The sequence below is a fragment of the Paraburkholderia edwinii genome, from assembly GCF_019428685.1.
GTDB lineage: Bacteria > Pseudomonadota > Gammaproteobacteria > Burkholderiales > Burkholderiaceae > Paraburkholderia > Paraburkholderia edwinii.
Genome location: NZ_CP080096.1, coordinates 3,206,199 through 3,225,979, shown reverse-complemented (window position 1 = coordinate 3,225,979; position 19,781 = coordinate 3,206,199). Strand labels below are relative to the sequence as shown.

17 protein-coding genes and 1 pseudogene are annotated in these 19,781 nt (G+C 64.4%); 11 read left to right on the top strand and 7 right to left on the bottom strand.

Annotated elements, in window-relative coordinates; translation table 11 throughout:
- Positions 1–2,550, bottom strand: coding sequence for an FtsX-like permease family protein (locus KZJ38_RS35720; protein ID WP_219803819.1), 2,550 nt, complete (start codon positions 2,548–2,550; stop codon positions 1–3).
- Positions 2,551–2,632: 82 nt separating this feature from the next.
- A complete protein-coding gene (locus tag KZJ38_RS35715) occupies positions 2,633–3,337 on the bottom strand; it encodes an ABC transporter ATP-binding protein (RefSeq protein WP_219801711.1) in 705 nt (234 codons plus the stop codon).
- Between the two features lie 343 nt (positions 3,338–3,680).
- Between KZJ38_RS35715 and KZJ38_RS35710 the strand changes: the two genes are divergently transcribed.
- The 3 genes and pseudogenes from KZJ38_RS35710 (at position 3,681) to KZJ38_RS35700 (ending at position 4,969) form a co-directional block, all read left to right on the top strand.
- Positions 3,681–4,277, top strand: coding sequence for a short chain dehydrogenase (locus tag KZJ38_RS35710; protein ID WP_219801710.1), 597 nt, complete (start codon positions 3,681–3,683; stop codon positions 4,275–4,277).
- Positions 4,278–4,330: 53 nt separating this feature from the next.
- Positions 4,331–4,687: pseudogene (locus KZJ38_RS35705) on the top strand (DUF2784 domain-containing protein); the annotation flags it as partial.
- 75 nt (positions 4,688–4,762) lie between these two features.
- Positions 4,763–4,969 (top strand): hypothetical protein, encoded by a 207-nt coding sequence (locus KZJ38_RS35700; protein WP_219803818.1) that lies wholly within the window; start codon positions 4,763–4,765, stop codon positions 4,967–4,969.
- Positions 4,970–5,075: 106 nt separating this feature from the next.
- On the opposite strand, the gene KZJ38_RS35695 is transcribed toward KZJ38_RS35700, so the two are convergent.
- Positions 5,076–5,534, bottom strand: coding sequence for a hypothetical protein (locus KZJ38_RS35695; protein ID WP_219801709.1), 459 nt, complete (start codon positions 5,532–5,534; stop codon positions 5,076–5,078).
- Positions 5,535–5,889: 355 nt separating this feature from the next.
- Positions 5,890–7,047, bottom strand: coding sequence for an acyl-CoA dehydrogenase family protein (locus tag KZJ38_RS35690; protein ID WP_219801708.1), 1,158 nt, complete (start codon positions 7,045–7,047; stop codon positions 5,890–5,892).
- A gap of 227 nt (positions 7,048–7,274) precedes the next feature.
- Here KZJ38_RS35690 and KZJ38_RS35685 point away from each other — a divergent pair, with 227 nt between their 5' ends.
- The 3 genes from KZJ38_RS35685 (at position 7,275) to KZJ38_RS35675 (ending at position 10,877) form a co-directional block, all read left to right on the top strand.
- The gene (locus KZJ38_RS35685; RefSeq protein ID WP_219803817.1) at positions 7,275–8,780 is read left to right on the top strand and encodes an aldehyde dehydrogenase family protein; all 1,506 of its coding nucleotides are present in this window, start codon (positions 7,275–7,277) and stop codon (positions 8,778–8,780) included.
- A 522-nt stretch (positions 8,781–9,302) separates the two neighbouring features.
- The gene (locus KZJ38_RS35680) at positions 9,303–10,475 is read left to right on the top strand and encodes a porin (RefSeq protein WP_219801707.1); all 1,173 of its coding nucleotides are present in this window, start codon (positions 9,303–9,305) and stop codon (positions 10,473–10,475) included.
- Between the two features lie 234 nt (positions 10,476–10,709).
- Complete coding sequence (locus tag KZJ38_RS35675) at positions 10,710–10,877, top strand: hypothetical protein (RefSeq protein ID WP_219801706.1); 168 nt, start codon at positions 10,710–10,712, stop codon at positions 10,875–10,877.
- A gap of 169 nt (positions 10,878–11,046) precedes the next feature.
- Here the strand turns inward: KZJ38_RS35675 and KZJ38_RS35670 are convergent, their stop codons facing one another.
- Together KZJ38_RS35670 and KZJ38_RS35665 are read right to left on the bottom strand one after the other, a co-directional pair.
- The gene (locus KZJ38_RS35670) at positions 11,047–11,457 is read right to left on the bottom strand and encodes a DoxX family protein (protein WP_219801705.1); all 411 of its coding nucleotides are present in this window, start codon (positions 11,455–11,457) and stop codon (positions 11,047–11,049) included.
- A 58-nt stretch (positions 11,458–11,515) separates the two neighbouring features.
- A complete protein-coding gene (locus KZJ38_RS35665; protein ID WP_219801704.1) occupies positions 11,516–12,241 on the bottom strand; it encodes a pirin family protein in 726 nt (241 codons plus the stop codon).
- Positions 12,242–12,409: 168 nt separating this feature from the next.
- On the opposite strand from KZJ38_RS35665, the gene KZJ38_RS35660 reads away from it, so the two are divergent.
- Positions 12,410–13,300 (top strand): LysR family transcriptional regulator, encoded by an 891-nt coding sequence (locus KZJ38_RS35660; RefSeq protein ID WP_219801703.1) that lies wholly within the window; start codon positions 12,410–12,412, stop codon positions 13,298–13,300.
- On the opposite strand, the gene KZJ38_RS35655 is transcribed toward KZJ38_RS35660, so the two are convergent.
- Positions 13,281–14,270: a DUF72 domain-containing protein gene (locus tag KZJ38_RS35655; RefSeq protein ID WP_246641935.1), complete on the bottom strand. Its 990-nt coding sequence runs from the start codon at positions 14,268–14,270 to the stop codon at positions 13,281–13,283. The genes KZJ38_RS35660 and KZJ38_RS35655 overlap by 20 nt on opposite strands.
- A gap of 232 nt (positions 14,271–14,502) precedes the next feature.
- On the opposite strand from KZJ38_RS35655, the gene KZJ38_RS35650 reads away from it, so the two are divergent.
- The 4 genes from KZJ38_RS35650 (at position 14,503) to KZJ38_RS35635 (ending at position 19,737) form a co-directional block, all read left to right on the top strand.
- Positions 14,503–15,015, top strand: a complete 513-nt coding sequence (locus tag KZJ38_RS35650; protein ID WP_219801701.1) for a hemerythrin domain-containing protein — start codon at positions 14,503–14,505, stop codon at positions 15,013–15,015.
- A gap of 239 nt (positions 15,016–15,254) precedes the next feature.
- Positions 15,255–15,452: a DUF3311 domain-containing protein gene (locus KZJ38_RS35645; protein WP_219801700.1), complete on the top strand. Its 198-nt coding sequence runs from the start codon at positions 15,255–15,257 to the stop codon at positions 15,450–15,452.
- Positions 15,449–16,936, top strand: a complete 1,488-nt coding sequence (mctP, locus tag KZJ38_RS35640) for a monocarboxylate uptake permease MctP (RefSeq protein WP_219801699.1) — start codon at positions 15,449–15,451, stop codon at positions 16,934–16,936. The genes KZJ38_RS35645 and mctP overlap by 4 nt, the downstream gene beginning before the upstream one ends.
- Before the next feature lie 194 nt (positions 16,937–17,130).
- Positions 17,131–19,737 (top strand): penicillin-binding protein 1A, encoded by a 2,607-nt coding sequence (locus tag KZJ38_RS35635; RefSeq protein WP_425518401.1) that lies wholly within the window; start codon positions 17,131–17,133, stop codon positions 19,735–19,737.
- Positions 19,738–19,781 lie beyond the last annotated feature (44 nt).

The window sequence follows — 19,781 nt, the reverse complement described above, 5'->3', positions numbered from 1 at the left end:
TTACCAGTCGTCCCGCACGGCGCGGACCGCGTCGACCGACAGCGCGGACCTGGCGCTCCATAACGCGGTGAGCGCCGCGGCGAGTATCACCGCGGCGGCAAGCGTCAGCACGAGTGCCCACGGCATATGCAAACTCATCGTCCAGTGAAACGACTGCGGGTTCACGACAAACACAAGCACCGCCGCGATGCCCGTGCCGAGCACGAGCCCCGACGCGACGCCGACGAGCGCGACGAGTGCGCCTTCGATCAGCAGCAGCGCGGCGATCTGCCCGCGCGTGACGCCGATATGACGCAGCACGCCGAATTCGCGCGTGCGCGATAGCGCCTGCGCGCCGAAGCTCGCGCCGATGCCGAACAGGCCGATCAGCACCGCGACCGCTTCGAGCAGATACGTGACCGCGAAACTGCGGTCGAAAATCTTGAGACTCGCCGCGCGAATCTCGCCCGGTTCGGAGAACGTGAGCCGATCGCCGCCCGCGACGCGCGCGCGGATGCGTTCAATGGTCTGCGCGGCGGAAACGCCGGATGCGGGCCACAGCGCGGCGTCGCTTGCGCGTGTGTCGTCCGCGAGCTTGCGGTAGTCCGCTTCATCGATGACCACCGCGCCGAATTGCCGCGCGTAATCGCGCCAGATGCCGGCGACCGTGAACGTCGCGGCGCGGCCGCCGACCGGCAACGTAATGCGATCGCCGATATGCAGACGATACAGATCGGCCATCGCCTCGCTGACCCACGCGGGCCTCGCGGTACCGTCGCGCGGAACAAGCGGCGTGCCCGTCAGCGGCAAGCGCGCGGCGGGGTTGCGCGGGTCGATCGGGCGCGCGATCAGTGCGACCGGCGGCAGGCGCGTATCGAGCGAGATTTGCGTCGCGCGCAGAAATTCGGCGCGCTCGATGCCGGGCGTCGCAGCGATTGCGGCCTGATCGGCGGCCGATAGAAAGCCGCTGTCGCCGGCAGGCGCCGCGCGCAGATAGAGCGGCGCGGGCAGCAGCAGTTGCAGCCAGTCGTCGACGGCGATGCGGAAGCTCGACACCATGATCGCCATCGCCACCATCAGGCTGAAGCTCGCGACAATGCCGGCGAGTCCGATCGCCGCACGCCCCGGCGCATGCGCGAGCTGCGCGAGCGCGAGTTGCGGCAACGCGCGCTGCGTGCGCGGCAAGGCGTCGAACACCGTGCGCGCGATATAGGGCATCGTCATCACGCCGCCGATCAGCAATAGCGCCACGGACGCGTAACCGAATAGGGGCAAACCATCGACCGCCGGTAACCGCGCGGCCGCGATGCCGACGCCGATTGCGACGAGCGCGCCGATCAGCGCGCGCGATCGATGCAGCTTCCTGAGGCTCGTTTCCTCGTCTCCGGCTTTTAGCGCCTGCGCCGGTTGCGCACGCGCCGCTTCGAGCGCCGGCGAAACGCTGCCGAGCACGGCGGCGCCGATGCCGAGCGCGACGAACAGGCACGCGGCCGCGGCGTCGACATGCACCTGCGGATGCACGCCTTCGAAGTAGCCGCCGCCGAGGTCGCCGCCCGCGAAATGCAGCACGGCAGCCGCGACCGCATAGCCGAGCGCGACGCCGATCAGCGCGCCGATGATGCCTTGCACGGCGCCTTCCGCGACGATGAGCCCGACCACGCCGCGGCGCGTCACACCGAGCGCGCGCAGCAGCGCGAATTGCGTGCGACGCCGCAACGCGCCAAGCGCCTGGATCGTGAACACGAGAAACGCGCCGGTGAACAGGGCGACCAGCGCGAGCACGTTCAGATTCGCGCGATACGCGCGCGACAGTTGCGATGTGCGATGCGCATTGTCATTGGGCGAGACGGCCGCGACGCCGGCCGGCAACTGGGTGGCGATCTGCTGCGCAAAGCGCGCGGCGTTGACGCCGGCCTTCAGCTTGATATCGATGCGTTGCAGCGAGCCGAGCCGCTCGAGCCGCCATTGCGCGGCGCCGATGTCCATCACGCCGACGCGCACGCTCGTGCCCGACGCGGGTAGCGTGCCCGCGATGCGCAGCGCCACTTGCCGCAGGCCGACCTGCACCGTCAGCGTGTCGCCGATCTTGAGGCCGCTCCATGCGAGCGCGGCCGGCGACAGAAACACGGTGTCCGGCGACAGCAGATCGAGCCGGTTTCCGTCCGGGTTTTCGCTCGCGTTTCCGTTTGATGAGCCGACGCGCCCGACCAGATCCGGCGTGACGCGTCCCGCATGAAACACATCGACGCCGAGCAGCTTCAACGCATCGTCATGCCCCGCGACGCGCGCATCGACTTCGACGACGGGGCTCGCCGCCACCACATCGGGTAGACGCGCGATACGGGGATACAGCGATTCGTCGAAGCCGTTGCGCGGACCGCGAATCGTGAGGTCGGCGTCGCCCGTCAGCGAATTGACGGTCGAGGCCAGCTCGGTCAGCGCCGCGCCGTTGATCAGTTGCACGGCATAACCCATCGCGACGCCGGCCGCGATCGCGAGCACCGCGACCAGCGCGCGCAGCGGATGGCTGCGGCTTTCGCCCGCGATCAGCGCCGCCGCGGTCGCCAGCATCGCGCGCGCGGAAACGGACCACGTAGCGGACGCGTCGCCGCGCAAGCCTTGCTTGATATTCGCCGTGGTCATCGTGCGCGGCTCATAGCGTGCGCTCTTCAGGTGGCAGATACAGCGGCGGCGCGTGCGGCGCAAGCCCGTCGCGCGTCAGCAACAGCACGCGATCGGCGCTTGCCGCGGCCGCCGCCGAATGCGTGACGAGCAGCACCGCGGCGCGCGACTCGCGCGTCATATCGAGCAGTAAGCGCAGGATGCGCGTGGCCGTGTCGTGATCGAGATTGCCGGTCGGTTCGTCGGCGAGCACGAGACTCGGCTGATGGACGACCGCGCGCGCGATCGCGATGCGCTGCAGTTCGCCGCCCGACAGTTCACGCGGCAGCGTGTCCGCGCGATCCGCGAGCCCGACCGAGGCGAGCGCGGCCGCGGCGCGCGCAGCGATATCGGCCGCCGGCACGCCATTCAACCGCAGCGGCAACGCGACGTTTTGCGCGGCGGTCAGGTTCGGCAGCACATGAAACGCCTGGAAAACGAAACCCATGTGCGCGCGGCGTAGCCGTGTCGCGCGATCGTCGTTAAGCGTGGCGAGATCCTGGCCGTCGAACACGATCTGTCCGCCATCGGGCTTGTCGAGCCCTGCGGCGAGATTAAGCAGCGTCGATTTGCCGCTGCCCGACTCGCCGATGATCGCGACACACTCGCCCTCCCGCAACTCGAGCGATACGCCGTTCAACACGGTGCGCGGCGGATTGCCCGGATAGCGCTTGATGACATTCGACAGAGTCAGCATGAGGTCTCGGTTCAGACGATAGCGTAGGGAATGTGCATGACGTGAACGTGGCGAATTGCCGGCTCAGGCAGGTCGGGTGGTGGTGCGCGCAGTGATTGCGCGCGGGAAATCAGTGGAACAGAATGATCGGGCTCCTTCATGACAATCGAAGCCGGATAGAACGATCGGACACGGCGGAACGCGGCGCGCGAACCAGGTCACTGAGCAGGTCACGGCGCAGGTCACTGAGCGGGTCACAGCATGGACCACAACGTGGCGCACAGCGGGAGCACAGCGCGGTCGTCGCGCGGCCATTGCGCGTTCACCGCACCCATCGCGATGCATCGTGAGTACAGGAGGCGGTATGCGCATACTGGTCGTCGGAGCGACAGGGCTCCTCGGTAAGGAAATCATCCAGCTGATGTCTCCGAAGCATGAGGTGATCGGCGCGAGCCGTAATGGCCCGGCATTGAAGGTCGACCTGTCGGACCAGGGCTCGATCGTCGCGATGTATAACGATGCGGGTCCGCTCGACGCGGTCATTTGTGTGGGCGGGACAGCAAAATTCGCGCCGCTCGACGAGCTACAGGATAGCGATTTTGACTTCAGTCTCGCGAACAAATTGATGGGCCAGGTGAATCTGGTGCGCTGCGGCACGCAGAAAATCAACCCGGGCGGCTCGATTACCCTGACGAGCGGCACGCTCGCGCAACACCCGATGCCGGGCGGCGCCGCAATCAGTCTCGTCAACGCGGGCGTCGAAGCGTTTGCACGGGCGGCGGCACTCGAATTGCGCGACATGCTGCGCGTGAATGTCGTGAGTCCGGGATGGGTGGCCGAATCGCTGCAAATGATGGGGCGCGATGCGACGGATGCCGTGCGCGCTTCAGTGGTCGCGCAGGCGTATCGCAAGTGCGTCGAGGAAAACATAAGCGGGCAGGTTGTGACGGCGGCGCGCTGACGGTTGGGGCGGGAGAGCGGCGGCTGCGGCATGCGCCCCGCGGAGCAATCGCGATGAACAGGCTCGCCGACGCCGTACTCGTCCTGCATGCCGCGCTCGTGGTGTTTATCGTCGGCGGCCTGCTAGCGATCTGGCTCGGCGCGGCGTCCGACTGGCGCTGGGTTCGCGGCCGTGCTTTCCGTGGCCTGCATCTTGCGGCGATCGGCGTCGTCGCGTTGCTCGCGCTGCTGGGCATTGCGTGCCCGCTGACCGTGCTCGAAGACACGCTGCGTCACGACGCCGGCGCGACGCAAGGCTTCGTGCAGCGCTGGGTGGGCCGCCTGCTGTATTACGAATTACCCGCGTGGGTCTTTACGGTTGCGTATGTCGCGTTCGCGGCGCTGGTTGCGCTGACGTGGCGGCTCGTGCCACCGGGCAGGAACGCGATGTGCAAAACACCACCCGCGGACGTGTTTTCTCAAGGCAACGCTTTTCGGGAGGTCATCATGAAATCTGAGGGCAGCAACGGCAATCTGCGCGCGTTCGTGCAGACCGCGGAGCGTGCGGGCGGGTTCGTCTGGGTGATCACGCTGGTCGATTTCGATGCGAAAAACGTGCGCCGGGCACTGGTCTCCGACGACTCGTTCAGCACCGCGGCCGCGGCGAGGGACGCCGGCGAGGCGCGTCTCGCGGGAATGAGCGAGGACGGCTGAGCGAGGACGCTGACTGGTGACCGCGGCTTGAAACAGGATCGGACCGGGTCGGGACCAGGAGGGGACCAGGCATGGAACCCAATGAGGCGAGAGGTCCGGACCTCGCTCACACCTGGTAGCGCGCCGCTTGCGTGCGCCGCTGGCCCAGCAGTTTCAACGCTTCGTCGGCGCCCATATCGGTTCCGTGGAGGTTGCGCGCATCGAGCACAAGCACTTCGAACAGCGCGCGATCGTTTTCGGCTCCGCGTTGGTAATGCTCGGCGGTATCGAGCAGCAACTGCAACATCGTTTGCCGGCTGACGCGCGCGTCGTGACGGGTGGGCGGTGTGCGAAGAAGGGTCGCCGCGATGGCGACGAGCGTTCTGAACTGATCGACTGTCTGGCTGCAGTATTCGAGAGCCGCTAGCGCGGCTTCCGCGTAATGCTCGGCTTCGCGTCCCGTCGGCGTCCGCCCTGCGCGGCGCGGCTTGCGCCGGGGCGCGATGCGCGGGTTCACGACGAAGCGTCCGACGCCGCGCTGAGCGGCGCGCTCGAGCGGCCCGGTTGGCGTAGTGTTGCGGGTCATGTTGCGTTCTTCCTCGTTCGATGAAAACCCACAACCTTGAAGGGAAGGCGAGCGGGCACGGTAGCGAGGCTGGCAGACCGGAAGCATCGAAGGAACCGGTAGACCCGCAGGTCTCCTCGCCACGGCCCGCCCATTGATACACAGACGTGCAGCGGCTGCCGCGGTCGCTGCTTGTGCAGGCGCGGGACTTCGATGCTGATCAGGCTGCCAGACCCATCCGTCGCTGTTTTGACGGCAAGGCAGAGTATAGGGTGGCGCAGGGCGCTGTGGATCAATCGTTCAGGCTACAGGCAAGCTATCAGCCAGGCTATAACCCAGGCGATATTCAGGAACCCGATACGATCGCTGAGATCGCTCAGCCGCGCTTCAACAGCAACTTGCCGGCCGACACATAATGCCGCGGATGCACGGCCGCGTGCTGCGCGGCGACGTGCAGATCGCGCAAGCGGCGCTGCAGCGGCGAGCTGTCGTAAATCGCCGCGCCGCCGCCCAACGCAAAGCAGGCGTCGCCGATCTGCACGCACGTTCTCGCAATCCACACCGCGGCCTGCGCGGCCTGCGCATACAGCGCGTCGTCGTTCAAGGTGCCTTCGAGCGCGCGTTGCCACAGCACCCGAACCTGCGCATCGTGCAAGGCGCGCGTCGCGCGCAGGTCCGCTTCGATCCGTCCGAGGTCGTGCAGAAAAATTTCCGAATCGCGCATCGCCGTCGCGACGCGAAACTGCTGGCGGCCCGTATTCGCGAGCGCAACGATCGCATCGAGTGCGCCTTCGGCGATGCCGACCATCATTGCCGAGCCCATCGGCGCGAGCAGCGCCCCGACCGCCTGGTAAAGCGGGCCCGCCACGCAGGACTCGCCGTTGATGTGATCGAACAGATGGTTCGCGGGAACCGGCGCGTTCGTCAGCGAAATATGGTGGCTGCCGGTGCCTTCGAGCCCCGCGACGCTCCACGTATCTTCGATGCGCCATGCGCCGGCCGGCAGCATCATGCCGCGCATCGCCGGCGGCCCGCCCGCGCCATTCGTGCCGCCGGCCGCGTTGCCGTTCGCGGTGACGACGCCGATACCGAACATCCAGTCCGCGTGCATGCAGCCGCTCGCGAATGCCCAGCGTCCGTTGCCGCGCCAGCCATCGGCCGTTTCCTCGAGCGTACCCGTAGGCTGCACGGCGCCCGCGATGATCACGTCGGGGCCGTGGCGGTACATCTCGTCGAATACTTTGCGCGGCAAGCGCGTCGCGAACAGCGGCGCGGTCGAACCGATACCGGCGAGCCATCCGATCGAGCTGTCGATACGGCTGAGCGCGCTGACTACCGCCATTGCGCTTTCGATATCGAGTTCGAGGCCGCCGTGGCTGCGCGGCACATACATGCGGAACACGCCGATCGAACGCATGGTTTGCACGAGATCGGCGGGCAGGCGCCGTTCCGCTTCGATCTGCGCGGCGCGCGAGGCGATGTCTGATGAAAGTTCCCGGATTTCGGCAAGCATGCGTTGCGCTACGTCGTTCATCGGATGCTCCTTCCCGCTCGTGGCTGTCCCCTACGAGAACATTCACCGCGCATCTGCTATTCCGCTTTTCGCGGGCGCGATGTGCTTTCGATTGTATTGCCCATGGAATACGCGAGTCATGGAAACGTCTACGTTATTTCCAGACCAGCCGAAGCAACGAGGACCCACCGATGAACGATCGAACTCAATCGAATCAAGGCGCGCATCAAAGCGCGATGCAAAGCCCGATGCAAAGCGCGAGTCAGGCGGCGCAGAACGACCTGTCGTCGCGCGTGCCGTCGAGCCTGCCGAAGGCGAGTGGACTCTACTGGGGAGGCCAATGGCACACGCCGACAGGCGCGGCGACGCTCGCCTGTATGAACCCGTCGACCGGCAAGCCTCTACGCGATGTGTTGTGCGGCGGTACTGAAGAAGTTTCGGCGGCCGTGGCCGCCGCGCGTGCCGCGCGCGACACGTGGGCGCGCACACCGCCGCTCGAGCGGGCGCGCTGTTTGCGCGAGGCGGCGTCGCGCGTGCTCGGTCACGCGCAGGAACTCGCGCTGATCGATGCGGCGAATTGCGGCAATCCGGTCAACGCGATGATGTTCGACGCGCAGGTCGGCGCGAAACTGCTCGAATACTTCGCGGGCCTTGTGCTCGAGATAAAAGGCGAAACGATACCGACATCGAACGGGTCGTTGAACTACACAGTGCGCGAGCCGCGCGGCGTCGTTGCGCGGATTTTTCCGTTCAACCATCCGTTCATGTTCGCCGCGGGCAAGATCGCCGCGCCGCTTGCGGCGGGCAATACCGTGATCGTGAAGCCGCCCGAGCAGGCGCCGCTGTCGACGATTCGCCTGATGGAACTGCTCGAAGACGTGTTTCCGCCGGGCGTATTGAATTGCGTGGTGGGCGGCCGCGATGCGGGCGCCGCGCTCGCAAGCCACCCCGGCGTCGATGCGGTCGCGCTGATCGGCAGCGTGCAGGCCGGCAAGGCCGTGCTGCGCGCCGCGGCCGATACGATGAAGCACACCGTGCTCGAGCTCGGCGGCAAGAACGCGATGATCGTCTACCCGGACGCGCATGTCGAAAAAGCCGTGGCGGGCGCGATCAAAGGGATGAATTTTGCGTGGTGCGGCCAGTCGTGCGGTTCGACGAGCCGACTCTTCATTCACGATTCGATTCACGACCGTTTTGTCGATGCGCTCGTGAAGCAGTTGCCGTCGCTCTATCGCCCCGGTATCGCGACCGACATGCGCACCACGATGGGCGCGCTGATCAACCGCACGCAGTATGAGCGCACGCTCCATTACATCGAAAAGGCGCATGAGCAGAAAGCGACGCTCGCGCTCGGCGGCCGGCATCCTGCCGACCCGGCGCTCGCGGACGGCTTTTTTATCGAGCCGACCGTCTTTGTCGATGTGCAACCCGATATGGCGATTGCGCGCGATGAAATCTTCGGGCCGGTGCTATCGGTGTTTCGCTGGCGCGACGAAACGGAGATGCTCACGGCGGTCAACGGTCTTGAGGTCGGCCTGACTGGCTCGGTGTGGACGCAGAACCTCGATACCGCGCACCGCGTGGCGGCGGCGATCGAATCAGGCTACGTATGGATCAACGATACGTCGACGCACATTCTCGGTGCGCCATTCGGCGGCTACAAGCAGTCGGGGCAGGGCCGCGAAGAGTCGAAGGATGAACTGCTCGAGTTCACGAAGCTGAAGAACGTCAATGTGCTGCTCGGCGGGAAGTGACGGCAGCTGAAGAGCGGCTGAAGGGCAACTGAGCGCCCGGCTGCTTTAAACGCGCTTTAAAGGCCTTTTGAAGGGCATTTCGAAACGATTCTGTCAGCCTTTCAAAGGCCTTGTCGCGCGTTTGCAAAAAAGCTTCGCAAAAGAAAAAAGCGCGGCCAAAGCCGCGCAAATGCGTGGATATCCGCTGTCTACGGATATTGTGAAGCGAGTGCACTCTAGCTGGTCCAAATCTCCGCGACTATTCGTCTCGCGAAATTACCTATTCTATTTTTCGCAATTATCCTCGATGAAGCTTGGTGAGGATTGGGTGGATGTCCGTTTTCGGCTAAAACGACACGAACATTCGTGGAAAAGACCTCTATTGTTTCTGTTTTCGTGTGTCTATATTGACGATAAAGAAATAGTGCGCGAATTGCACGTGTCGCACATCCGAGACGTGTCTTTTTGCCATTTTTTACATTAATTCTTTGCACGGGTAGTCTGCGCTTCGCGTCCACTTAACTACAAGCGCAAGGAGAAATAATGAAACGCACGACCTCCCTCTCGGTCATTTCGCTGGCGATGCTGGGCGTCGCCGGGGCCGCGCACGCGCAAACGAGCGTCACCCTATACGGCACGATCGATACGTCGATTACTTATGTGAACCATGCTCAGGGCGGCCAGAGCCTGTGGGCGCTCGGCAACTCCAGTTTCGGCAACCTGTCCGGCACGCGTTGGGGCGTCAAGGGCAACGAAGATCTCGGCGGCGGTCTCGCAGCGATCTTCCAGTTGGAAAACGGCTTCAATCCGTCGACGGGCCAGCTCGGCCAGGGGGGCCGTCTGTTCGGCCGTCAGGCTTACGTCGGTTTGACGAGCACGCAGTACGGCGCCGTGACGCTCGGCCGCCAGTACGATCCGCTGATCGACCTGGTGCAAGGCATTACCGCGGACAACTACTTCGGCAGCGCGTTCGCAACGGCGGGCGACGTCGATAACTACGACAACAGCTTCCGCGTGAGCAATGCGGTCAAGTACGCGTCGCCGGTGTGGTCGGGCTTCCAGTTTGAAACGATGTACGCATTCGGCGGCACGGCGGGCTCGACCGGCGCGCAGCAATCGTACTCGGTGGCAGCGGCTTACAACACGGGCCCGCTGTCGCTGGCAGCCGGTTACTTCTATGCGGCAAACAGCGAAGCAACGGCCGTGCCGCGCGCCAACAGCTTCACGAGCACGTCGGACGGCACGTTCGACGGTCCGATCAACCTCGGCTACTCGTCGGCTCATTCGCTCGCGATCGCACGCGTTGCGGGCCAGTATGTGATCGGGCCGTTCACGGTCGGCGCGGGCTACAGCAACGCGCAATATCGCCGCGACAATGCGTCGTTGTTCGCCGAGAACGAGAAGTACAACACGGGCCAGGGCTTCTTCAACTGGCAGGCAACGCCGGCCATGCTGCTTGGCGTCGGCTATAGCTACACGAAGTCGAGCGGCGATACGTCGGCGACGTATCACCAGGTGTCGCTCGGCGCGGACTACTCGCTGTCGAAGCGCACCGACGTGTACATGACCGCGGCTTACCAGCACGCGAGCGGCGAGACGGCTGATCCGAACGGCGGCGGCGCTCCGGTTGCGGCGCAAGCGTCGATCGGTTCGTACGGCTACGCAGGTACGTCGTCGCAGACGATGGTCAACCTCGGTCTGCGCCACAAGTTCTAAATCACGCTGCGCGTGACGCGGCCAACCGGTGGGTTTGCCGCGCGTGCCTATAGTGTGAATGGTGGAAATGAAGCGGGCGCGCTGCCTTTATGGGCGGCGCGCCCGCCTTTTTTATGGTGCGCGCGAGTTAATTTTGCAGGCGCGCAATGCCGGTAGAATGGCCGCGTCCGGAATCGTGCCAGCCGCATGCGAAGCGTGTGGTGAGCACGGCTCTCTCAAGCGCGAGGTGCGGCGATGCGAACGGTCAAGGTTCAGCAGTTCACCGAAGAAGACGAAGAATTTTACGAGCTCGGCGACGCGGCCGAGGTCATGGTGACCGATGAAGAATGGCGCCGGCTCGAAGAGGCGCAGGAAATCATCTGGATCGACCGGTTGGGCGGGTTTTACTGTCTCTCCGAATAGCGTTCGGATTCAGGTGTCCAGGCATCCAGGCATCCAGGGATTTGGGCCGCAAAGCGCGGCATGACAAATCGCGCGGCGTCGACGCGCAAAAAGAAAAGGGCGGCAACCCGGCCGCCCGAACTTCGTTCAACGAAAAGCGGCGGCGTGCGCCGCACGCCGCGTCTTACCTCTAGCGCCGGTCGAACGAATACTTCCCCGGTCCCGTCACGGCCAGCAACAACAGTCCGCCGATAATGCTGATGTTCTTGTAGAAGTTGACCATATTCGCGTACTGCTCCATGCCGGTCTGCGTCCAGAAGTGATGGCCGATCAGCGCGGTGCCGAGCGTATAGAGCGCGAGCAGCAACGTAAGCGGCCGCGTCAAAAGTCCGACGGCGAGCAGCACGCCCACGCCGAGTTCCATCACGACGGCGATCGCCGCGGCCACCGACGGAGCCGGCGCACCGGTCGTCGCCATATACGCTTCGGCGGCGGAAAAGCCGGTCAGCTTGCTCCAGCCGAAGATGACGAACAGCACCATCAGCAGCACGCGGGCGACGAGCAGAATCGCGTCGCGCCGTTGGTCGATCAGATCGTTCATGGTTTTTTCCTCTCTTATATAGCGTGGTCAATGTTGTCGAAGATCGCGGCGCGTACGCTCACGACCACAGTTCCGATACTTCGTTGTTGCGCAGGTCGAACACGAGCACTTCCGCGTCCTCGCCGGCGCTGAAGGCGAGCTTGCGTTCATTGCGAATGCGCGCGCCGTCGCCTTCGGTAAGACGCACGCCGTTCACGGTGACTGCGCCGCGAGCGACATGCACATACGCGTAGCGGTCCGCCGCGAGTTCGACGTCTGCCGTTTCCGCTCCATCGAAGAGGCCCGCATAGACGCGTACGTCCTGGCGCACTTCCAGCGAGCCGTCGGTGCCTTCCGGCGAAATCACGAGGCGCAGCGTGCCGCGTTTCTGTTCGGCGCCGAAATGCTGTTGCTGGTAGCGCGGCGTCGCGTTCTTCACCGACGGCGCGATCCAGATCTGCAGGAAGTGCACGGGCTCCTTCGCCGAATGGTTGAACTCGCTGTGCGCGACACCGGTGCCGGCGCTCATCAGCTGGATATCGCCGGGGACGATCACTGAGCCCGTGCCCATCGAGTCCTTGTGTTCGAGCGCGCCTTCGAGCACGTACGAAAAGATCTCCATGTCGCGGTGCGGATGCTTGCCGAAGCCGCGGCCCGGCGCGACGCGGTCGTCGTTGATCACGAGCAGATCGGAGAAACCGACCTGCTTCGGGTCGTAGTAATTCGCGAACGAGAACGTATGGTGCGAGTCGAGCCACCCGTGATTGGCGTGGCCGCGTTCGTTGGCGTGTCTGATTTCAATCATGGCGATCTCCGAAAAAGGTGTCGGTTTCGACGGGAGCGTCAAACCTCACGCGTTGAAACGAAGTTTAGGTCAATTCAGAAGGCTATAATCGCGCTGAAACGGGATTGACTGTCCTGTTAGTGTTGACAATTGCGGCAACCGAACCCGGCGCCGAAGGAAGCCCCGCCCATGCAGCTCGATGACCTGAGAATCTTTGTCGCGACCGTCGACGCGCGGAATTTCACGGCTGCGGCGGACCGCTTGCAGCTGTCGAAGCAGTTCGTCAGCCGCCGCGTGATGGCGCTCGAGGCGAGCCTCGGCGTGCGCCTGCTCGTGCGCAATACGCGCAAGCTCGCGGTGACCGATCTCGGCTACGAGTTCTACGAGCGCGCCACGCGGATCCTCGCGGACGTGGCCGACGCCGAGCTGGCGATGTCGTCGCAGCGCGCCTATCCGCGCGGCCTGTTGCGCGTCAGCGCGCCGCTGTCGTTCGGCATGGTCCATCTGTCGCCGCTCGTCGGCGCGTTTCTGAGCTCGAACCCCGAGGTGCGGATCGATATGGAACTGAGCGACCGCGTCGTCGATGTGGTTGGCGAGGGCTACGACATGGCGCTGCGCATCGGCACGCTCGCGGATTCGACGCTGATCGCGCAAAAACTCGCCGAATTTCGCATGATCGCGTGCTGCAGTCCGCTGTACCGCAACACGCGGCGCGCGCCCATGACGCCCGCCGAGCTCGCGCGCCATCCGTGCCTGCTATACGGCGAAGAGGCGCGTACCGGCTGGCCGTTCGAAATCGACGGCATGGTGCGGCATATCGAAGTGCACGGACCGTTGCGCGCGAACAATGGCGAGGTAATTCGCGATGCGGCGATTGCTGGCATCGGCGTCGCGCTGCTGCCGGAATTCATCGTCGCGGGCGCGCTTGAGAGCGGGCGGCTCGTGCCGCTGCTCGAAGCGTTTGCGTCGCGGCCGATCACGCTTTACGCCGTGTATCCGCAGCACCAGCAAAGCTCGGTGACGATACGTGCGTTCACGCAGTATTTGCGTGAACGGTTCGCTAAGGGATGGGGTGCTTGACCTGCCCTTGCCTGCCTTGCCCGCTCTGTTTGCGGCCATCGGCGGCCGCCTCGTTGCGGGGCGGCACACGTCGTACTTGAGGTTCGACCGCGAGTCGCCCCATCAGCCGCTGTGCATCGAACGGCGCTTCCGTTTTCGTATCGTTGTCGAAGTAGCAGAACACGTCGCGCGCTGAGCGTTTGCGCGGCGGTTTGTCAGGGGCGATCAGTTTTGCGTCAGTCGGCTGGTCGCCGTGCACCCATGCAGCGATCCGCAGCGCCCACGTATCGAGCGCGGCGTCGTCGTACGAGCCCGAATAGCGTGCACTCGTGCCATGCAGCCGCACGTAGACGAAGTCGGCGGTCAGGTCGTCGACGTGCGGCCAGTCTTCGGTCGAATCGGAAACGACGAGCGCCACACCGTGCTTGCGCAGCAGCGCCACGAACGCGGGGTCGAGAAAGCTCGGATGGCGGATTTCGATTGCATGCCGCAGGCGCCGCGGCCGGTCGATGGCGAGATAGGGCTCGCGGACACGCTTATCGTGCCGGCGGGCGATCTCGAGTGCGCCTTCCGTATCGCGCGGCAGCATCGTCAGAAAGCGCTCGAGGCGCTCCGCATCAAATCGGAACGACGGCGGAAATTGCCACAGAATCGGCCCGAACTTGTCGTTGAGCGCAAGCAGCCCCTGCGCGAAAAAGTTCGCGAGGCCTGCGTGCGCGGCTTCGTCGCGAAAACGCAGCATGTGGGTGAGGTAGCGCGCGCCCTTCACGCTGAACACGAAACCGTCCGGTGTTTCGTCGTACCACTTCCGGTAACTGTTGAGTGATTGCAGGCTGTAGTGTGTGCCGTTGATTTCAATAGTCTGTACCGCGCGCGACGCGAACTGCAATTCGTCCGCCTGGCGCAAACCTTTTGGGTAGAACGTGCCGCGCCATCCTTCGTATCGCCAGCCCGATATGCCGATATGCAAGTTCCCACCGCGCGGGGTCACGATGCCCTCCCTCATGCGTTAGCCGTTTCGTCGCCGTAGCCGTGTAATCGCCGCAGCAGGCTTTATTCCTGTGCGCCTTGCGCATCTCGCGCGTCCCGCTCCCGTGGAACATCACTTGCGCATTCGTTACGCGAGCGGCTTCGAACGCGCCGCGAACGCGCTATTGAGCGCACTCACGAAACCTCGGGCAGCGCCCTCGGGTATGCCCGACACCGACCCCACAGGAGCCACGATGAGCACCGCCACCCCCGATAAAGCGACCACCGACGCGATCGCGCTGCTGATAGAAGACCACCGCGCGGTCGACAAGCTATTCGACGCGTTCGAGCGCGCCGCCGACGACGACCGCGACGCGAAGGGCACGCTCGCGCAGCGCGCGTGCGAGAAGCTGAGCGTCCACGCGATCGTCGAAGAAGAAATTCTCTATCCCGCCGCGCACGAGGCGCTAGGCGGCCGCGACGTGATCGATGTCGACGAGGCGTATGTCGAGCACTTCCTCGTGAAAACACTAATCGCGCGCTTCGATACGCTAAAGCCGGGTCAGCGCGGCTTCGACGCGACGTTCAAGGTCCTGACGGAGATGGTCCGCCATCACGTCGAGGAAGAGGAGAAGAGCCTGTTTCCGGAGTTGCGCAAGAGCGGCGCCGACCTCGGCGCACTCGGCAAAAAGCTCGCGGCAAGAATGGAGGCGCTCGAACAGAAGCTGGAGGCGGCCGGCAGCAAAATGGTCGGAGATAAGACGTAGTGCTGAAGTAGTAGCACTGAAGTTGTAGCTAAGGGCGCGGGCCCGCAAATCACGCCGCGGGTCGCCCCGAACAATGACGCACTGCACTAAACCGTCCCTTTTCTAAAGTAGGCATTGACGAACAAATTCCTGGATAATGCGCGTACCTTTGCGCGGGGGATGACCGTACGGCGAGGCCCAGACCTTGCCGCCGACGCGGGGAATATTCGTTTTTCCTATACAAATCAAGAGGGACAATCGTGGAACAATCAGATCAGGCCGGCCGTTCATGGCTCTGGCTCATATTGCTGATCCCCTATATCGCGCTGTTGTGGTTGCCTTTCTATAACGACACGCGCCCATCTTTCGCCGGCTTTCCGTTCTTCTACTGGTATCAGTTCCTGTGGGTTCCGCTCACGTCGCTGCTGATCTACGTCGTCTACCGAGGTATCCGATGAGCGACCTGAACCCCGTCAACCCGGTTGCGATGACCGTCTTCATCGCCTTCTTCGTGCTCGTGACGGTAGTGGGCTTCCTTGCTGCGCGCTGGAAGCGCGGCGACCTCACGCAACTGCACGAGTGGGGCCTCGGCGGCCGCCAGTTCGGCACGGTCATTTCGTGGTTCCTCGTCGGCGGCGATTTCTACACCGCCTACACGGTGATCGCGGTGCCCGCGCTCGTTTACTCGGTCGGCGCGTACGGCTTCTTTGCGCTGCCATACACCATCATCGTCTATCCGTTCGTGTTCGCGGTGATGCCGAAGCTGTGGAAAATCGCGCATGCGAAAAACCACATCACGGCCGCCGACTACGTGCACGGCGAATACGGCGGCAAGTGGTTCCCGGCGGCAGTCGCGCTGACCGGCATCGTCGCGACGATGCCGTATATCGCGCTGCAGCTAGTCGGCATGCAGGTGGTGATCAAGGGCCTCGGCGTCTCCGGCGAACTGCCGCTCGTCATCGCGTTCGTGATCCTCGCGCTCTATACGTACACGAGCGGCCTGCGCGCGCCGGCGATGATCGCCTTCGTCAAGGACATCATGATCTACATCGTCGTGATCGCGGCGGTCTGGCTGATTCCGCAGAAGCTTGGCGGCTACGGCCAGGTGTTCGACGCGGCCGATACGTACTTCAAGGCGAAGGGCGGCGCGACCGGCATCATCCTGAAGCCGACGCAGTTCACCGCGTATGCCTCGCTGGCACTGGGCTCGGCGCTCGCCGCGTTCATGTATCCGCATACGATGACGGCGGTGCTGTCGTCGTCATCGGCGCAGACCGTGCGCAAGAACGCGATCTTCCTGCCCGCGTATACGCTGCTGCTCGGCCTGATCGCGCTGCTCGGCTATATGGCGATCGCTGCCGGCATCCACGTGAAGTCGGCTTCCGACGTCGTGCCGACGCTGTTCGGCACGCTGTTCCCGTCGTGGTTCGTCGGCTTTGCCGCGGCCGCGATCGCGATCAGCGCGCTCGTGCCGGCCGCCATCATGTCGATCGGCGCCGCGAACCTGTTCACGCGCAATCTGTGGCGTCCGCTCGTTTCGCCGAGCATGGGACCGGCGCAGGAAGCGTCGACGGCGAAATTCGTGTCGCTCGTCGTGAAGTTCGGCGCGCTGCTGTTTATCGTGTTCCTGCCGACGCAATACGCCATCGACCTGCAACTGCTCGGCGGCGTATGGATTCTGCAGATCTTCCCGGCCATCGTGTTCACGCTGTACACGCGCCGCCTCAATACGGCCGGTCTGTTCTTCGGCTGGCTGGTCGGCATCGTGCTCGGCACGGGTCTCGCGATCGTGCAGGGTCTGAAGCCGGTGTTCACGCTGCATATCGGCGATTCGAGCTGGCCGCTCTACATCGGCCTGATCGCGCTCGCGGCGAATATCGTCGTGACGTTCGCAGTGTCGGTGGTGACGCCGAAACGCGCGGCGGTGCGCGCGAACGCGTAAGCGTGAGCTAACGATAAGCAACTCAGCATGTTGAATTACAGCCGCCTTCGGGCGGCTGTTTTCGTTTTGGGCCGACCGGACCCTATCGTGTCCCTCTTCCCGCAGGCGCCACAACCGTCGTTTCAACGCAAAAACGCCGGAGTATGCGCGCTGGTTTGGTACGATGCAGCCTTTTCTGCCGACGGTAAGCCTGCGTGAAACGACCCATCGCGCCGTTCGTCCGTAGTCTCTGCGCGACGACGCTCGACTTCCTCAAGCCCTACGCGCTTCGCGCGCTCGACCGCGTGCGCCATCCGACACGGCGCGGTATTGCGCTGACCGTCGCCGCGGTGCCGGCGCTGATGCTGCTGTACGTGCTGATCCTGATTCCATTTACGCCCGGCATCGGCGACATCCGCAAGGCGAAGGTCGAGCAGCCGGCCCAGGTGCTGTCCGCGGACGGCAAGCTGCTCGCCACCTTCAAGCCGTCGAACCGCGAATGGGTGAAGCTGCAGGATGTGTCGCCGCACGTGATCGACGCGCTGATCTCGACCGAAGACCATCGCTTCTACGAGCATCACGGCATCGATTTCAAGCGCACCGCGTCGGCGGCGCTGCATACGTTCTCGGGCGACCGCCAGGGCGGCTCGACCATCACGCAGCAACTCGCGCGCAATCTGTACCCCGACGAAATCGGCCGCGCGCCGACGCTCACGCGCAAGATCAAGGAAGCGATCACCGCTTTCAAGATCGAAGCGGTTTATACAAAGAGCGAGATTCTCGAAACCTATCTGAACACGGTGCCGTTCCTGTACAACGCGTACGGAATCGAAATGGCCGCGCGCACCTATTTCGACAAATCGGCGCATGACCTGACGGTGATCGAGAGCGCGACGCTGATCGGCATGCTGAAGGGCAACAGCTACTACAACCCCGTTATCAATCCCGAGCGCGCGTTGCAGCGCCGCAATATCGTGCTCGCACAGATGGTGAAGTACCAGCGGCTCACGCCCGCCGCCTATCAGACGCTGCAGCGCCGGCCGCTCGGCGTCGATTTCGAGCGCCAGACCGAGCCGCCGGGTCCGGCGCCGCATTTCGCGCAGCAGTTGCGCAAGTGGCTGATCGCATGGGCCGATGCGAACGACTACAACATCTACTCCGACGGCCTGATCGTGCGCACGACGCTCGATTCGCGCCTGCAGACGATGGCGACCCAGGCGCTGGTCTGGCAAGGCAACCAGCTGCAGACGGTGGCGAATTCGGTGTGGGGCACGCGTAACGCGTGTTCGGCACACAAGGACGTGTTCACAGCGTTCGTGCGCGAGACGCCCGAATATCGCGCGGCAAAGCAGTCGGGTCTCGCCGACGACGCCGCGCTCAAACAGGTCGAATCGGACCATCATCTGATGCAGTCGCTGTGCGACGACAAGACGCGCGTGCAGGCCGCGTTTATCGCAATCGATCCGCGCGACGGCGAGATCAAGGCCTATGTGGGCAGCCGCGATTTCAGCGACGATCAGTACGATCACGTGCAGCAGGCACGGCGCCAGCCGGGCTCGACCTTCAAGCCGTTCGTGTACGGGGCGGCATTCGAAAACGGCGCGAAGCCCGACGACACGTTTGTCGATCAGCCGGTCGAAATCACGCTCGCGGGCGGCGAAATCTGGAAACCGACTGACGATACGCCGCCAAGCGGCCGGCCCGTCACGCTGCGCGACGCGCTCGCCTATTCGAAGAACCGCATCACCGCGCAGCTGATGGAAGAAGTGGGGCCGTCGAAGGTCGCGCGGCTCGCCTATTCGATGGGCGTGCGCGACAGCCGGCTCGACGCGGTGCCGTCGCTTGCGCTCGGCACGAGCCCGGTCACGCTCAAGGAAATGGTCTCGGCGTACAGCACGATCGCCGATCGCGGCGCCTATATTCCGCCGATGTTTGTCACGCAGATCGAAGATCGCGACGGCAATTTGCTCGCGCAATTCCGTCCCGCGCGGCCCGAGCAGACGCTGCCGCCGGAAGCCGCGCAGACGCTGCTCGATGTGATGCGCGACGTCGTCGATAAGGGCACGGGCACCGCGATCCGCACGCGCTTCGGCATTCGCGGCGACGTTGCGGGCAAAACGGGCACGACGCAGGACGACGCGGACGGCTGGTTCATCCTCATGCATCCGCAACTGGTGGCGGGCGCGTGGGTTGGCTTCAACGATAGCCGCGTGACGCTGCGCAGCGATTACTGGGGGCAGGGCGCGCATAGCGCGCTGCCGATTGTGGGCGACTTTTTCCAGCGTGCGCTGCGTTCGCGGCTCGTCGATCCGCGAGCGAAGTTTGTCGAAGAGAAACAGACGGGCCTGTTCGATTCGCTACGTACGACGATTGGTACGTGGTGGGGGCATCTGTTCGGGGCGGACAACAAGGCCGCGCCGCAGAAGGAGAAGCCGCGTGCGCCGCGACGGGCGCCTGCGGTGAGCACGTCTGCTGCGCCGTCCGCGCCTGCCGTGCCTGCTGTGCCCAATGCAACGGCGCCGGCCGCGTCATCGGCTGAGCCGCGCGATGTCGAGCCGCCGCAGATCGTCGCACCGCACGGCGCGTCGGTGCCGCCGTTGCTGTCGCCGCCTGCCGCGGCGAATGGCGCGCAAGGGGCGCAGGGCGCCGCATCCGCGAATGGTGCGGCCGCGGGCGGCTTGTCGCCTGGCTTGGCGTCGCCGGTTCCGAATGCGCCGGGCGGGACGTCGCCGTCCGGGCAGACGTCGCTTGATCAATGGGTCAATCAGCACACGAACGGGGCTGGGGCGTCTTCCGGTACGTCGAGCGGCGCATCGCAATAGCGTGCGCCCTGGTCGCGGTCGATTTGTGTCGCCGTGCGCGCGCC

What these genes read in the sequence shown, in the direction of transcription:
- KZJ38_RS35720 (WP_219803819.1), bottom strand. Translation starts at nt 2,550, where the DNA reads ATGCTGGCGACCGCGGCGGCGCTGATCGCGGGCGAAAGCCGCAGCCAT.
- KZJ38_RS35715 (WP_219801711.1), bottom strand. Translation starts at nt 3,337, where the DNA reads ATGCTGACTCTGTCGAATGTCATCAAGCGCTATCCGGGCAATCCGCCG.
- KZJ38_RS35710 (WP_219801710.1), top strand. Translation starts at nt 3,681, where the DNA reads ATGCGCATACTGGTCGTCGGAGCGACAGGGCTCCTCGGTAAGGAAATC.
- KZJ38_RS35700 (WP_219803818.1), top strand. Translation starts at nt 4,763, where the DNA reads ATGAAATCTGAGGGCAGCAACGGCAATCTGCGCGCGTTCGTGCAGACC.
- KZJ38_RS35695 (WP_219801709.1), bottom strand. Translation starts at nt 5,534, where the DNA reads ATGACCCGCAACACTACGCCAACCGGGCCGCTCGAGCGCGCCGCTCAG.
- KZJ38_RS35690 (WP_219801708.1), bottom strand. Translation starts at nt 7,047, where the DNA reads ATGAACGACGTAGCGCAACGCATGCTTGCCGAAATCCGGGAACTTTCA.
- KZJ38_RS35685 (WP_219803817.1), top strand. Translation starts at nt 7,275, where the DNA reads ATGCAAAGCGCGAGTCAGGCGGCGCAGAACGACCTGTCGTCGCGCGTG.
- KZJ38_RS35680 (WP_219801707.1), top strand. Translation starts at nt 9,303, where the DNA reads ATGAAACGCACGACCTCCCTCTCGGTCATTTCGCTGGCGATGCTGGGC.
- KZJ38_RS35675 (WP_219801706.1), top strand. Translation starts at nt 10,710, where the DNA reads ATGCGAACGGTCAAGGTTCAGCAGTTCACCGAAGAAGACGAAGAATTT.
- KZJ38_RS35670 (WP_219801705.1), bottom strand. Translation starts at nt 11,457, where the DNA reads ATGAACGATCTGATCGACCAACGGCGCGACGCGATTCTGCTCGTCGCC.
- KZJ38_RS35665 (WP_219801704.1), bottom strand. Translation starts at nt 12,241, where the DNA reads ATGATTGAAATCAGACACGCCAACGAACGCGGCCACGCCAATCACGGG.
- KZJ38_RS35660 (WP_219801703.1), top strand. Translation starts at nt 12,410, where the DNA reads ATGCAGCTCGATGACCTGAGAATCTTTGTCGCGACCGTCGACGCGCGG.
- KZJ38_RS35650 (WP_219801701.1), top strand. Translation starts at nt 14,503, where the DNA reads ATGAGCACCGCCACCCCCGATAAAGCGACCACCGACGCGATCGCGCTG.
- mctP (WP_219801699.1), top strand. Translation starts at nt 15,449, where the DNA reads ATGAGCGACCTGAACCCCGTCAACCCGGTTGCGATGACCGTCTTCATC.